We start from the raw sequence: 14,639 nt of genomic DNA on the forward strand, positions 1-14,639 counted from the left end.
TTGATATAAAATTCTATTTCTATGACAAACGGGTTTTTATTGCCCATATAATTTGCAAAATTACACAAATAAAAAAATTTTTAAAAAACATAGTTGATACCAACTAATTTTTTCAACAGCTTCATCGAAAGTATTAACTGAAAGATTCGTTAATAGCATCCATTCTAGCGGTTTTTTTTAAGGGAAGGGGAGTTTTCTCAACAACATAAACTGCATAAAGTGGTAATTTAGGTAGTTCTTCCGTCTTATGCCTAATATTATTCTTAGATGGATTCATCATAAACTTTCCAAATCTAACTTCCAAACGTGCTGTTCTTTTTGGCTTATTATCTTTTACAGGAACTTCAACTTCTACCGTACCTGCACAATGAGAGGATTTAATAAATGCCCATAACTTCTGCTCACCTTTTTCAGGATATCGAGATTTTCTATTTACTGCTCTATCTCTGCATGCTCTAACTAGCACTGCCGAATTAAGATTATGTGCAAGCTCAAAAAAGTCATATATATCTGCTTCTCTATCGCATACAGTTATAGTCTCAGTTTGAGTTGGATCAATAATATTATTTGTTTTTCTTAAAGTTTCCAACCACTTTACGCTTTCTTTATCTTCAATGCGATCGCTCTTTTTTTTAAGGTTCTCAGTTTCTTCAGGTCTTGAATAAACTTTTTGATCTAGTATCCCTAGTACCAAACCTTCTATACTAACGGCAAGAGCTGTATGCATTATAATACCTTTTGCAGTATCATAACTGGACAAATTTGCTAATCCGCTTGTTTTTTTATGGTTATTATATACAATGTAACTGGTATCTTGAATGACAAGAACCCTCTTGTGAGCTTTTGTTCTCTCAACCGTCTTATTAATATGTGTAGCTAAAATATCACTTTCTTTTACATTCTCATTTTGAAAAAAACGTTATGCTGTTTTTGCTTCTGACCAACTTTCACATGCTTGATTAATCTAACTTTCAGGTAATTTTGTCAAACATATCAGCAATCTTTACTAATCGCTCAGTTAACCTTTTATCTCCAAATTCATTTTTAGCCCATTCACTACTTTTACTTGCCATTTTACACCCTCAATATTTGCAAACTTTAATATTGTAATATTTTACTTTTTAGTCCATTTATATTTGTGGGTAATAGTAAGGAATGACACCGTCTTGGATGGAAACCAGTGTCAGCTACTTTCATGACACCATCACAAGGTGAAACTGGATCCCAGTGGGCTTTGTTGCATCGCTCAAGCGAAAAGAACTGGCAGTTACTGACAAAATTCATTATAAATAGCCATTTAACTGTTGAAGAAAAAATATGCCACAAAAAATGAGAGTCAGTAACTGCCATGAATATAACAAATTTCTCCAAGAAAGAGGAAGCATTTTTTGTTATATCAATGACGCCATAGAAAATTGGTACGAGAATTGTCCAAAAATGCAGGGCGGCAACTATATTTATAGTGATAAAGTTGTGATTTTGGTGCATATAATCGTCAGTTTCTTTAGAATTGGTTTAAGACAAACAGTCGGGTTTATAAAAGGGTATTTGCAACAAATAGGAAGAGATTTGCAGCTATTCACAAGCATCAAAAGAAACTTAATATTAAGATAAATGATTGCAGAAAATAATATAGAAGATATCGAAATTGCTATAGACAGTACAGGAATTAGTATATACAACAACACACAGCAAGGAAAATAGCACTGACAGAAAATATCGTGGCTATGAGCAAACGAGAAAATTGCACGTAATGTTGAATATAAACAACAAAAAAGCCATAGCTGTAAAATACAGTAACGGCTGATCACTATGGAGCTTGTGATTTGCTAAAAGAAGTCGATTTTCAGTATGTCATAAAAGTACTATATGCAGATAGGGCATATGACAGAGAAAAGCTCTATAAGCTGTGTAATCAATATGGTATAAAAACGAAAATTCCTCCGAAAAACAACGCAGCAGAGCATCCAAAGTTAGACTATATGGCTGAGAGAAATTCTGCAGTCAAGCTCATAAAGTCATATGATGAAGATGGTATAAAGAAGTGGAAAAAAGAGATGAGTTATGGAAAAAGATCTTAGAGGTTGTCCGGAAACAAGTAAAAGGCTATAATATCTGAAATTTTAGTACGGGGTAAAGATGAGAAAAAAGTATCCAACAGATCTAAGCGAAAGGGAATGGGCAAGAATAGAAAAACACTTCAGAGTATCATACAAGAAAGGAGGAAGGCCGCCAAAGTATAGCAAAAAAGAAATATTAGAAGCAATTTTCTATGTATTGCGTACAGGGTGTCAATGGCGGTATTTACCAAATGATTTTCCGCTATGGAAGACTGTGTATGAGCAGTTCAGGCAATGGAAGAAGCAGGGAATTTTTGAGAAAATGAATTATGAAATTACAAAATATAGTAGAAGAAAAATAGGAAGGAATGAGCAGCCGAGTGCCTGTATAGTAGATAGTCAATCTGTAAAGACTACAGAAAAGGGGGGATCAAAGGCTATGATGGAAGTAAAAAAGTAAAGGGTAGAAAAAGGCATATAATTACAGACACTCAGGGTTTTATACTAGGTTGTTACGTAGGCGCTGCTAACGAAAATGATAGAGATGGTATTAAAATAGCATTAAACAATATGAGAACAAAATATACTAAAGTTAAAAAAATGTGGGCTGACATGGGATACCAAGGAAGAAATTTAAAGAATCACATAAAGGAAGAATATGACATAGATATTGAAATTGTTAAAAGGCCTCCATGTAGATTTTGGGTGCACAAAGATACGCCACCTGAGCTACTACCAACAAGAGAACAAGGGTTTAAAGTACAGCCAAGAAGATGGGTTGTAGAAAGGACTTTTGCTTGGGTTAATAGGAATAGAAGGCTATCGAAGGAGTATGATTTACTCACAACATCCACTGAGAATTTCATATACCTAGCTATGAGTAGGGTTATGTTAAAGAGGGAATATGCTTGAATTTACTAGTTTCCGGACAACCTCTTATATAGAAAGTTTTTTCTCGCAACTGAAACAAACATTCGGGTTTAGTTTTAGGAATAAATCTGAGACAAATAGAGAGAAGGAACTACTTGTTAAATGCTATTTGCTCAATAAGTTCACTGATATTGGTATGGCTAAATTTGAGATAGTTACATGAATTTACCATAAATCACCATCTCATAAAGTGTGATGCAACAAAGCCATCCCAGTGTCAGCTACTTGGATGACAAGAAAGGGAGCACTGGAATGACAGGAGAAGGGGGGCTACTACCGTCATAAAGGAACCAGTGTCAGTTACTCGGATGATACCTTTTTCTACTTAATTTGGGTTATGCAAGAAGTCTATTCGCGGTATAGATTCCGCTAACACGTAGCGGGATGACGGTTGTCGGTAAATCTAAGTCAGTTTAGCTATATGCTTTTAATTCCCCCAAAAGGAGAATTAAATATGTGAAGTTCTAGTTGATATGACTTAATGAATGGTTAGTTTAAATTACTAATTTATTTAAGAGATTTTGATAATATTTAACCCACTCGCTTTTCTATTTTCCATATCACGATGTGCTTGAATTATTTCATCAAATTTATATTTTTTATTGATCCGTACAGTTAAAAGTTTTTTTCTTATCATCTCGAAGATTTCCATTGTGGTAAGCACTAATGTGAATCTATCATGCTTATAATGGTATATTGAGGTTCCAGTTGCAAATAACGAACGTGAACTAAGTAAAGAAAAACTAATAGGAGCGTTACCTGATATCTGCCCATAGGAAACGTATATGCCGAACCTGCCTAAAGATTCAAAAGAAAGCTTGCTTGTAGCGTAACCTATAGGGTCATACACTGCACCTACTCCTCTGTTTTGCGTAATCTCCATAACTTTAGAAACGAAGTCTTTATCATTGTAGTTTATTGCGTATGTGCAGCCACTTTGTAAAGCTATCTTCATTTTTTCATCAGAGCTTACAGAACCTATCACTACACCTTTTTTATCCTTTGCCCATTGGCATATTATTTGTCCTAAACCACCATTAGCCCCATGAACTAGCACGAAAGCACCAGGCCTAACTTTATAAGATTGATTAACTAAATAGTGAGCTGTCATACCTTTAAACAGCACTGCAGCAGCAACTTCATCAGATATGTCATCTGGAATTTTTATCAGATATTTCTGGTGTATAATGCGCTTTTCACAATATGCCCCTGGAGGAGCTGTGCAATATCCAACTCTGTCTCCAACCTTCAATCCATCACTGATTTTTTTACCAAGCTTTTCAATAACTCCCACTGCTTCTACCCCAAGCACTGATGGTAAATTTTTAATTTTGCGCGTACCTTTTCTGTGCTCTAAATCATAACGATTTAAGCCGATAGTTGTGTGACGTACTAAAACTTCCTCGCCTTTTGGCTCACCTATACTCTTATCTACAAATTCTAATACTTCTGGTCCCCCAGTTTTTTTAATTTGTATAGCTCTAACCATGATGAATATTAAGATAAAAACTTTGATTATGTTATCTAACAATTAATATTTTGCAAAGTTATTGTTTTCACAATCAATAGACTTCTTGCGTTACCTCCTGTCATTCCAGTGTCAGCTACTTGGATGACACCCTATTGATTACTGAAATGACACGGTTTGCAAACATTCTGTTACTTAAGCTTAAAGAACGTGTATGATAGTGTTATTTCGCCCAAATCTTTTGTATTACTATCAAGCATTATCTCAGGATCTATATAGAAAGATACGGGCATAGCTGCTTTTTGTTTTGGTAGCAACATTTGCTCTTCAAAACAAAAGCATGCAACTTTATTGAAATACTTACCTGCTTTGAAAGGCGTAACATTATACACCGCCATACCAAATGAAGGCTGATCAGATAGATTTTTTGCGTAATAAAACGCTAAACTTTGTTCTCCTATGTTTACGTCAACGTAGTTAGTTTCTGATTTAAACTCCCAAGGTAGATCGGACATTATATCAGCATTGAAATGGACCCTGATCTTTTGGTTAGTTATATTTGTTGTTGTGTTAGTTACTTTTCTTATTGTGCCACCATACCCAGTAGCTTTACAGAAAATGCTATATAGAGGTACCGATGCATATGCAAGACATATCATCGACACAACTAAAGATACTAAAAAGAAAACTATAGAATTCTTACTGCCTTTCCTTAAAAAGGAAAACATCTAATCCCTATTGTTGAACAAGTTAAGTAACCTGAGTAGATTGAGAAATATATTAATAAAGTCAAAATAAAGATTAGTTGCACCGAGTATTGCCAATTTAGTAGTAGCAACTTCTGATCCGTCATTATGTTTATAATAAACGTCCTTGATTCTTTGAGCATCATACGCAGTCATTAAGGTAAAGACTATTACTGATATGAACGATATTGCAAAGTGGAGAGGACTACTTCCAAGAAATAAATTTACTATAGACGCAATGATTAACCCCCAAACTCCCATAATCAAGAAAGAGCCCATACTTGTAAGATCTCTTTTTGTAGTATTGCCATATAAAGCCATAGAGCCAAACATGATTGATGTAATGAAAAACGCCCTTGCTATATTTTCTGCAGTATAAACTATAAAAACATAAGATAAGGAAAGCCCCATTAACACTGAGAACGAGAAAAATATAGTAACGGCAGACTGAGCACTTAGGTGTTGAATTCTATAAGACATGTAGAACACCAATGCAACCGGAGATAACATTACCACAAGCGATAGAACGGGATTAGAATAAATTACTTGAAAAAGACCAGAAAATACTGTTAAAAATGCAACAAGCCCTGTGACGCCCAAAGCTAAAGCCATGTAATTATATACTTTAGTTAGGTAACTTCTAAGCCCAGCACTATAATAAACGCCTTGAGAGCGAATATCCTGTTCATTTCTCATATAAGACATAATATAACTCCTTTTATCCATTACTTAACACATTATAATATAAAACCATATTTTTATCAAGTGTTTTTATTATAAACAGCTATGCGCTGGCATTTGTTTTAATATAAATAGAATATAGGCCTATTGCTGCTGCGTTTGAAACATTTAAACTGTTAATTGCATTTGACATTGGGATTTTTAAAAGATAATCACAATTTTCTTTAACTAACCTCCGCATTCCTTTCTCTTCAGAACCAAAAATAATTACTCTTTTTTTCTCAAAACTCTTTATTTCATCTATATTTTCTTTAGCATTGCAATCAAACCCGTAACACCAGTAGCCGACCTTTTTTAAATACTGCATAGTTTTTACTATATTTGTAACGTATATTAGCGGAACAATATCTAAAGCCCCACTTGCTGCTTTTGCAATAGATGCATTTTCACTCGGTGAATGGTTATGTGGTAAAACCAATGCGTCAACATTAAAACAAGCTGAAGTTCTTAAAATTGATCCAATATTGTGCGTGTCAGTGACTTGATCTAAAATGACTATAGTAGAACTGTCGTTTGAGCTTTCAGCTACTTCTTCGATGCTTAAGTTATAAAGAATAGGGGCAACATTTAAAGCAATTCCTTGATGGTTAGCACCTTTGGGTAAAACGTCATTAAGTATTTTGTTTTCTACTAATCGAACTTTAATGCCCTTACTATTTGCATATTGCTTAATTTCTTTTTCGTGTTCTCTATAGAAATTTTCTGTTACTAACAGTTCTATACACCGCCTATTTTTATTCTTCAGTGCTGACATGCAGGTGTGCTTTCCATACAGCCAAAAATTCTCATTAGTTTTTGACGATTTCATCGTATTATTGAAAATCGGGTTTTTATAGAATAAGCAACATTTTACTATGTTTGAATATTGTTGTAAAATTATACAATTCGATTAATGCGTTTATGTCGGACGATGAGTTGGATTGGCAAAAAAATGTTAAGCCAATAAAATGTGGAAAAGTTACTTTGAAAGTTGATCATAAAGTAAATATAAAGTCTATGGTTGATAAAGGTACCTCCGACTTACAAGGGAATTTTCTTAATACCAATAATAGTAACTCATCATTTTGTCTTGACCAAAACACAAAATCAAAAGTTGATAGGGGTAAATATTTTATAAGCGATAAGCTCGATTTGCATGGCTATAATATAGAGGATGCTTACTGTAAATTGATAGATTTTATTATCAAAAATTATCGAGCAGGAAATAGATGTTTATTGGTAATTACGGGATACGGCAGTGCAACAAACAAAACAGACACTATAAAGAGTAACTTAAATAAATGGTTAAATGACACTAAAATCCAGCATATGGTTCTATACTACCAACAAGCTACGAAAAAACATGGTGGTAAAGGGGCTTTTTATGTTTTATTAAGAAGGAATAAAAACCTTGAGTCCTGATACTTAAAATTCCTTTTAAGCCTTAATTTTTCTTGTATAACCATACAGTGTTCGGCAGCGCGTGACGCACAACTGTGCGAACATTGTGATTTGGGTCTACCAGGAAGGATGTCTCCCAGTACCTCTTTTCCCGTCATCCCGCTACGTGTTAGCGGGATCTCATTTCACTTTATGAGGGTGTCATCCGAGTAGCCCCTTTCTCGTCATCCCGCTACGTGTTAGCGGGATCTCATTTCACTTTATGAGGGTGTCATCCGAATAGCTTGACTACTTGGATCCAGATTGGATACTGAGTTGGTGAGTATAAAAGTATAGCTTCTACGTCATACCGCCGCGGTATCTCAGCCGCTAACAAATAGCGGGGTGACGAGTTACTATACCGCTGCGAACCGTCATACCGCGATTTATTCCATAGCTGTACGAACATTCATTTTTGAAGGTAAACTGCACAGCAAATGGTGTCATTCCAGTGCTTGACACTGGAATCCAGCCGGCTTTGTTGCATCGCTAGCTATGATGGATTAAAGATAAAAAAGGTGGAGAATATCAGTAGCTTATTATTCTGGTATTTATAACAAGAACGGTCAGTGAATACCTAAATTTGAGTAAAAGAAATTTCACTACCACTCACTAATCCGGCTAAAATTCAAGAATTTCAATGCTTTAGCTATTTTCAATAGAATTAAATTTATTAATATAAATAACAAGTTACTATTCTTAAATTTGATCAGATTGATTGCAAAAAAAACAAGATTTTCAATAAGTTGCTTATAATCCTAATTATAGTTAGCCTTTCATAAGTAGCGATGCAACAAAGCCATTCCAGCGTCACGCGCTGCCATGTGATATACAATTTCCTTCGAATTACAACGTACGTGCGCTCTATATGCACTTGATTGACAAATGCTCTCTTATCAAAATCTCAAGAATCTGCACTATATTTAATGCTGCGCCTTTGCGCAGGTTGTCAGCCACTATCCACATATTTAATCCGTGCTCAACAGTATTGTCTCTTCTAATACGCGATACATATACAGCATTCTCCTGTACAACATCAATTTGAGTTATGTATTCACTATCTTCACGCCTGTTGTACACTAAAACTCCACTATCTTCGGCTTCACTTAGCACTTCACGAGCTTGTTCTTCAGTGATATGTTGATCAAATTCCACATTTACTGCCATAGCGTGACCGATAAAGACGGGTACCCTTACACAAGTTGCAGTAACTTTTATATCTTCCTCTAAAATTTTTTTTGTCTCCTCTTGCATTTTCCATTCCTCTTCTGTAGAGCCATTTTCCATGAATTCTCCTACATGGGGAATGCAATTGAATGCTATTTGCTTAGAGAATATCTTGGGTTTTTTAGCTTCGTTCATAAAGATTTTTTTTGTCTGGTCATAGAGCTCATCCATTGCTGCTTTGCCTGCACCAGAAGTTGATTGATAAGTTGAAGCAACGATTCTCTTTATTTTTGCTTTTTGGTGTAATAGATGTAGTACTAGCAGCATCTGTATTGTAGTACAGTTTGGATTGGATATTATGTTGTGGTTTTTATATTCCATAATTTTTTCTTTATTAATCTCTGGAATAATGAGTGGCACACCCTCTTTCATTCTAAAATGGGAACTGTTATCTATCACGATGCATCCAGCCTGTGTTGCAATTGGTACATACTCTTCAGAAACATGAGATCCAGCACAGAAAATGGCTACATTAGTTCCAACGAAGTCATAATCCTCAAGGCATAAAACTGTTAACTCTTTGTCACCAAAGCTCACCTTCTTCCCTTCTGATTTTTTCGATGCAAGTGCAATAACGCAATCTATCGCCTCATCTTGAAATTCAGCAAGCGTGCTTAATACCTCACGCCCTACTCTTCCGGTTGCTCCAATAACAGCAATTTTGTATCTCATATAGATGAACCTCTAATTTTAAAGTTCTATTATATTTTTACTGACAAAATTTACAATTGTTTTAATATTTTTACCTTGCAATTAATTGTAATTTAGCTATTATTATGCAATATTAGTAATATTACATAATGAAATGAAAGATGAGTAAGGAATACGATGAAACTAAGGTTAAACCTGCAATGTCTACACCTCAAGGGCCTGAAGGAACCAATGGATCAAAGGCCCAAAGTGTTCTTTCGAATAAAAGAAAGCCTACAATAAATTTTGATGATAAAAAGTATGGTGTAAAAACCTCTAAAATAGACCAACAGTCTCTAAACAAAAGACAAGAATCTTCAAAGCTAAGAGATCTCTTAAGGTCAATACCAATAATAAGGAGATTTTTAGCAAGGATTTTCACACCTGAAAAAATAGAAATCATCAGTAACCCTATATATGACAACATGGAAGCATATAAAAAATCGCAGGAAGATTACCCTAGTAAGATAAAAGATGAAACTAGTATAGATGATGAACACACAAAAGAAGTAGATAGTAAACTTGAGAAGGGTAATGTTGAACAAGTGGACAACAAGAAAAGTCGTAGTTCATAAATATCAATCATTTAAAAATTATCTCTAGTTATAACATTGTATCTGTTCAGATGCATGGCTCATGTACAAATATTGAAACAAAAATTCCAGTGCTCCTTTCTCGTCATCCCAGTGCGTGACACTTGTATCTTTATGATGTGAGGCATTAGAGCTAAAATACCTCACAGGGAGGGTGAAGCTGATGCGACACTAATGCCATTAAGCCAGATTTTGCTTCCCTCCCATAGAGTTAAAGACTGAACAGTATCTTTTGGAATTATATCCCGTATTACAAGGTTAGTCTAAACTCTCAGTTTATTTATAGTCTTGGAGGCAATTTTATGCAAGTAAATGCTATTTTGGGTGTGGATATTTCAAAAAAGAAATTTGATGTTTGTTTGTTAGTGGACAGTAAAAAACGACACAAAGTCTTTCAAAATAATCAAGATGGTTTTGCAAAACTTGTAGTTTGGTGCAATGGCCATGGAGCAAATCTTACTCATTTATGTCTTGAAGCAACTAGTTGGTATGGAGAAGATTTGGCTACTTTTATGCACGATTTAGGACATAATGTCAGTATAGTAAACCCAGAAAGCTTTTGGCAAAAGTGAGCTGCTCAGAAATAAGACAGATAAATCAGATGCAGCTATGATAGCTAGATTTTGTATCGCCAACAAACCTGCTCTTTGGAAGCCCATTGCACCTGAAATGAGTCATTTGAGGGAGCTTTACCGTTGCATGCAATCGCTAAAAGATGATAAGGTGCAACAGACAAATCGCTTGGAAAACAAAAATATGCATTCCAGTTGCAAAGAAGCTATATCTAAAGTAATTTTGGCAATAGAGGAGCAAATTATTGTTCTCGAAAAAGAAATTAATGAGCATATAAATAACTATCCACATCTAAAAAATATGGTGGAAAACCTTAAGACTATAAAAGGTATAGGTTATCTTACTGCTGTTGCTGTTGTCGCAGAAATGCCATCAGTTGATAACTTTGACAATGCTAAACAATTTACAGCTTTTGCTGGTCTAAATCCAGGACATTATCAATCGGGATCGTCAGTAAGTAAGAGAAGTTGCATATGCAAAATAGGATCTGAGCGTATTCGAAAAGCTCTTTATATGCCAGCTATAGTAGTCAAAAACCATAATAATCATTTTCAAAAGTTTTGTCAGCGTCTAGCAAGTAAAGGCAAATGTCCAAAAGTCATAGTTCTTGCGTTAATGCGAAAATTAATGCATGTCTTTTTTGGTATTCTTAAAAATAATCAACCATTTAATTGTAATTTTGTTGGATAATTTGTTTGACAGCAGAGACAGTATCTGGGATCCAGATTGGGCACTAAGTTGGTAAACACGAAAGCGATTAATCCTTTACAACGTTTTTGATGGAACTGCGCGAAAGAACTGGATGCCAGTGTCACGCACTGGCATGACACCCATTTCTTCCTATAGTTGTCTTTTCTCGTCTACCTTATTTTGCCACTCTGCTGAACAGATACATAACATTTGCTATACAGAAACTCTGCGATACCAAAATAAATAAAGAGGTACGCCACTTGCAGTGAATAAGCTTGCGATCAGCAAGGTATTCACAGAAGTTTCAAATATTACCCAGCAGCAAAAGGTTGTTGCTATACTGCCAATTAAAAATTTGTAACAACTCTTTTCTTGCACAATAACTTTGAGAAAAGCAAGACTGCATGCAAGGTAAACAAATAAAAATGAAACTACAGAAAAGTCGATAATTGATGTGATCTGCTTAGCAAAATTGTTGCTTGAAGTGAGGATTAGTAAAGTTGCAGTTCCAACTGAGCTAGTTGTTATGCCCCAGAAAGGAGAACCGTGCTTGTTTCTTTGAGCAAAAAACTGTGGCATCAGTTTATCTTTTGCAAGGCCAAGGGCCACTTGTCCACTAGCTAGTACCCAAGCGTTTAAAGTACCAACACAAAAAATGAACGCAGTTATAGAAATAATCAAGTGCCAATTGCCAGAGGCCATAATTTTTATTGCGTCAACATATGGTGCTCTTGAACTTGCTAAATCATTGCCATTTATTAATCCCATAATTGCAAGATTGTTGATAAAATACACAACAGCAACAGAGATTGTTCCAAGTACCACAGCTCTTGGTATTGTTCTAGCTGGATTATCAACTGACCCTGCAGGTGCTGTTGCCAATTCAACTCCAATAAAACCCCATAGAGTAATAAGTGTAGAACGGGCAAGAATCTGCGATGTTGTAAGATTTGATATTTCTTCACTTATGATGAAGTTATTTCTATCAAAAAAAAACAATGCTGCTATAGGTATTACAAGCAATACAGAAATTTTTATCACCGTCAATAAAAACTCAACACGTCCAGCAGTAGCTACTCCTCTAAAATTTATTAGTGTAATAATTGTAAGTAATAACATCTCTAAAAACAGATGTACGTTTTGAATATCTTCATGGAAAAATGGTGTAAGATAACCAACACCCACAACTATTACGGCTGTTGTGCTAACCCATGAGATCACCCAATACGTCCAACCAACAAAAAAAGCTGCAGCAGGGCCAAAAGCATGCTTTACATAGACGTGAGGGCCACCCGTTTCCGGAAATTTTGCGCAGAGTGAGGCAAAAACTAAAGCAAGAGATATAGCACCAAGCCCTGATATTATCCAGCTTATAAGGCTATACATGCCATATGGAGCAAGGCTAATTGGAAGCATAAAAATTCCAGAGCCAATTTGGCTGCTAATCACTAAGGCAAAAATAGCCCAAAAACCTATTTTATTTGACACAATAATTCTTATCTAAATAGATTAACAATATACCCTAAACTCAGAAATTTCAATTGATCTTTTAACATAAAAACTTGCATTTTTTTCAATTTATTCCTAAAATAGATTATATTAACAGATTATTAAGAGGGGGTTATGAATCCGAGATTAAAAGCATTTTTGGTTGTTTGTAGTATTATTGCATTTTTGATTGCACTTTTGTTTCTCGTGTATTATTTAAATCTTCTTGTTAACTATATCCTTGACCCGATTCTAGTTCGTCCCTTTGAAAGATTATACAAAAACTTAATTGTTGATGGTCTTTATGCCTATTTATCTACAAGCACTTCTAGCCCTGCACTAGCATTTTTGGCTACAGGTTTTATTGTTATTGCTGCGTTTATTTGCCTGAATAAAATGCTTCTTCCCTTGCAAGAGAAGATCATAAACAACTATACCTCCTTTAAAAACAACAATATTGATAGCAATAGCATGTTGTTTGAGGTTTATAAAGATCCAACAATAAAATTAAAGGACAAAATCTTATTCTTCAGTATACACTTGATATATTACCTACAGCTTCCATTTTTGTATATTGCATCAAAGGTATCAGCTCTACGTGGGTTTCTTATATTTAATTTTGGTTTATTATTGTTAAATTATGCACTGCTAATTCCAGTAGCACTTCTTGAGTTAATAAAATATCCATCAGTAAAACTCTTTTCACCTTTGGGTTTGAATGTAAAGCAGCTAAGCTTTTTGTTTAATGTAAGTGATGTGGGTACTAGTAGTCAGAGCGTTCATACTAGAAGTTTTCAGCAAAGCGTTATTGAATGTGCCAAAAAATTAAAGGAAGAACATGGTACGCCGTTAAATGAGTTGGATGAAGAGTTTAAAAGTTATATAAGCGGTTTAACAAGTCAGCAAAAACGAATGATAGAACCTTATCTAAGATTGGATGGTTATGAAACTGGGGAGTGGGTAAATTGGGCAGATTCACAAACCGGATTGACATTGACACAGGCTATAAATTTAGTTTTAATTGCGGCAAGAAAGCAAAATGCAGATATAGAATTATTGAAGTCTATATTACTGGTTCGCTTTGAGGAAAGTAATCGCCAATGTGGTCCTGGAATGCTCAACCGTATCATTTATGCATTAAGTGGTCTTAAAGCGGAAAATAATTTTGCAGCTCAACTAGAGCCTCAGCCAATAGGAAAGTTGGCTAGTGATGCTACTAAAAGATTTCTTGAGAAATATGTGGATAAGCACTACCATAAAATAAAAGTTTTGAAAGAAAATTTTGATAATTTGTATTCACCAAGTTCTGGGGTGGATTTGAGCAGCGTGAGTGATGAAGTAAAGGATGGCATTTCTTATACAAGAGATGCTATAAAAGAATTTGTGTTTAAGGAATTATATGTAAAGTTTTATAACGACTATGGAGAACATATTCGGAGAGGGCAAATAAAACAAAGGCTAAGAGAATTAATAACAGATGAAGTCATAGATGCAGCAATATCTTATAAGATAGACGAGATAGAAATTCCTGCAGAACCACTTACTTATCTTGAAAGAGTAAAAACATTTTTTGGAGGTCATGCAAGGTCTTCTGCTGCTTAGTGGTTTAGTTCGTGCTATATAGCTAAACTGACTTAGATTTACTGACAATTTTAAAACAACAAATTCGTCATTCCGCTACTAGTTAGCGGAATCTATACCGCGAATGAATCCATAGCTGTACGAACATTGTGATTTGAGAGCAATTTCCACAAGGGAGGGTGTCATTCCAGTGCTTGGCACTGGAATCCAGCCTTTATTATGCAGCCACTTGGTTGAAATTAAGTCTTCTGGATCCCAGTGTCTAAGCACTGGGATGACACCATTTGCTGTGCAATTTACCTTCAAAAATGAATGTTCGTACAGCTATGGAATGAATCGTGGTATGACGCGTTAGCTATAGCTTTGTCTTCCCTTTTCTGAATGGCTTGCAAGCTGCTATCTCTACAAAAACTATATTTTTCTTCAGAAGAGA

The 14,639-nt window shown here is 35.0% G+C and carries 11 protein-coding genes and 5 pseudogenes; 8 read left to right on the forward strand and 8 right to left on the reverse strand.

Features of this window, described 5'->3' with window-relative positions; translation table 11 throughout:
• Positions 1 to 90 precede the first annotated feature (90 nt).
• Positions 91 to 1,073 (reverse strand): annotated as a pseudogene (locus ACQH2O_RS07210) (IS4 family transposase); the annotation flags it as partial.
• A gap of 25 nt (positions 1,074 to 1,098) precedes the next feature.
• A complete protein-coding gene (locus ACQH2O_RS07215; protein WP_179943772.1) occupies positions 1,099 to 1,488 on the reverse strand; it encodes a hypothetical protein in 390 nt (129 codons plus the stop codon).
• Between ACQH2O_RS07215 and ACQH2O_RS07220 the strand changes: the two are divergent.
• The 3 pseudogenes from ACQH2O_RS07220 to ACQH2O_RS07230 all read left to right on the forward strand — a co-directional run.
• A pseudogene (locus ACQH2O_RS07220) lies at positions 1,384 to 2,078 on the forward strand (transposase); the annotation flags it as partial. The gene ACQH2O_RS07215 and the pseudogene ACQH2O_RS07220 sit on opposite strands and share 105 nt — an antisense overlap.
• 61 nt (positions 2,079 to 2,139) lie before the next feature.
• A pseudogene (locus ACQH2O_RS07225) lies at positions 2,140 to 2,972 on the forward strand (IS5 family transposase).
• 22 nt (positions 2,973 to 2,994) lie between these two features.
• Positions 2,995 to 3,153 (forward strand): annotated as a pseudogene (locus tag ACQH2O_RS07230) (IS5 family transposase); the annotation flags it as partial.
• A gap of 348 nt (positions 3,154 to 3,501) precedes the next feature.
• Here ACQH2O_RS07230 and ACQH2O_RS07235 read toward each other — a convergent pair.
• The 4 genes from ACQH2O_RS07235 to rlmB form a co-directional block, all read right to left on the reverse strand.
• Positions 3,502 to 4,479 carry a quinone oxidoreductase family protein gene (locus tag ACQH2O_RS07235; protein ID WP_038199239.1) on the reverse strand — a complete coding sequence of 326 codons (978 nt, stop codon included), beginning with the start codon at positions 4,477 to 4,479 and terminating at the stop codon, positions 3,502 to 3,504.
• Between the two features lie 170 nt (positions 4,480 to 4,649).
• Entirely contained in the window at positions 4,650 to 5,186 is a 537-nt protein-coding gene (locus ACQH2O_RS07240; protein ID WP_010082343.1) for a cytochrome c oxidase assembly protein, read from the reverse strand.
• Positions 5,187 to 5,909 (reverse strand): Bax inhibitor-1/YccA family protein, encoded by a 723-nt coding sequence (locus ACQH2O_RS07245; RefSeq protein WP_010962942.1) that lies wholly within the window; start codon positions 5,907 to 5,909, stop codon positions 5,187 to 5,189.
• Positions 5,910 to 5,988: 79 nt separating this feature from the next.
• On the reverse strand, positions 5,989 to 6,753 hold the full coding sequence (gene rlmB, locus ACQH2O_RS07250) for a 23S rRNA (guanosine(2251)-2'-O)-methyltransferase RlmB (protein ID WP_038199241.1): 765 nt from the start codon (positions 6,751 to 6,753) through the stop codon (positions 5,989 to 5,991).
• A gap of 92 nt (positions 6,754 to 6,845) precedes the next feature.
• On the opposite strand from rlmB, the gene ACQH2O_RS07255 reads away from it, so the two are divergent.
• Complete coding sequence (locus tag ACQH2O_RS07255) at positions 6,846 to 7,346, forward strand: Smr/MutS family protein (protein WP_010082340.1); 501 nt, start codon at positions 6,846 to 6,848, stop codon at positions 7,344 to 7,346.
• Positions 7,347 to 8,228: 882 nt separating this feature from the next.
• Here the strand turns inward: ACQH2O_RS07255 and ACQH2O_RS07260 are convergent.
• Positions 8,229 to 9,263: an aspartate-semialdehyde dehydrogenase gene (locus tag ACQH2O_RS07260; RefSeq protein ID WP_010962945.1), complete on the reverse strand. Its 1,035-nt coding sequence runs from the start codon at positions 9,261 to 9,263 to the stop codon at positions 8,229 to 8,231.
• Between the two features lie 140 nt (positions 9,264 to 9,403).
• Between ACQH2O_RS07260 and ACQH2O_RS07265 the strand changes: the two genes are divergently transcribed.
• Together ACQH2O_RS07265 and ACQH2O_RS07270 are read left to right on the forward strand one after the other, a co-directional pair.
• The gene (locus ACQH2O_RS07265; protein ID WP_015589289.1) at positions 9,404 to 9,856 is read left to right on the forward strand and encodes a hypothetical protein; all 453 of its coding nucleotides are present in this window, start codon (positions 9,404 to 9,406) and stop codon (positions 9,854 to 9,856) included.
• Between the two features lie 320 nt (positions 9,857 to 10,176).
• Positions 10,177 to 11,137 (forward strand): annotated as a pseudogene (locus tag ACQH2O_RS07270) (IS110 family transposase).
• A 213-nt stretch (positions 11,138 to 11,350) separates the two neighbouring features.
• Here ACQH2O_RS07270 and ACQH2O_RS07275 read toward each other — a convergent pair.
• Positions 11,351 to 12,625, reverse strand: coding sequence for an APC family permease (locus ACQH2O_RS07275; protein WP_010082345.1), 1,275 nt, complete (start codon positions 12,623 to 12,625; stop codon positions 11,351 to 11,353).
• A gap of 135 nt (positions 12,626 to 12,760) precedes the next feature.
• On the opposite strand from ACQH2O_RS07275, the gene ACQH2O_RS07280 reads away from it, so the two are divergent.
• Together ACQH2O_RS07280 and ACQH2O_RS07285 are read left to right on the forward strand one after the other, a co-directional pair.
• The gene (locus ACQH2O_RS07280) at positions 12,761 to 14,227 is read left to right on the forward strand and encodes a hypothetical protein (protein WP_208571710.1); all 1,467 of its coding nucleotides are present in this window, start codon (positions 12,761 to 12,763) and stop codon (positions 14,225 to 14,227) included.
• 169 nt (positions 14,228 to 14,396) lie between these two features.
• On the forward strand, positions 14,397 to 14,561 hold the full coding sequence (locus tag ACQH2O_RS07285) for a hypothetical protein (protein WP_425385178.1): 165 nt from the start codon (positions 14,397 to 14,399) through the stop codon (positions 14,559 to 14,561).
• Positions 14,562 to 14,639 lie beyond the last annotated feature (78 nt).

Source organism: Wolbachia endosymbiont (group B) of Schoenobius gigantella (genome assembly GCF_964031005.1).
GTDB lineage: Bacteria > Pseudomonadota > Alphaproteobacteria > Rickettsiales > Anaplasmataceae > Wolbachia > Wolbachia pipientis.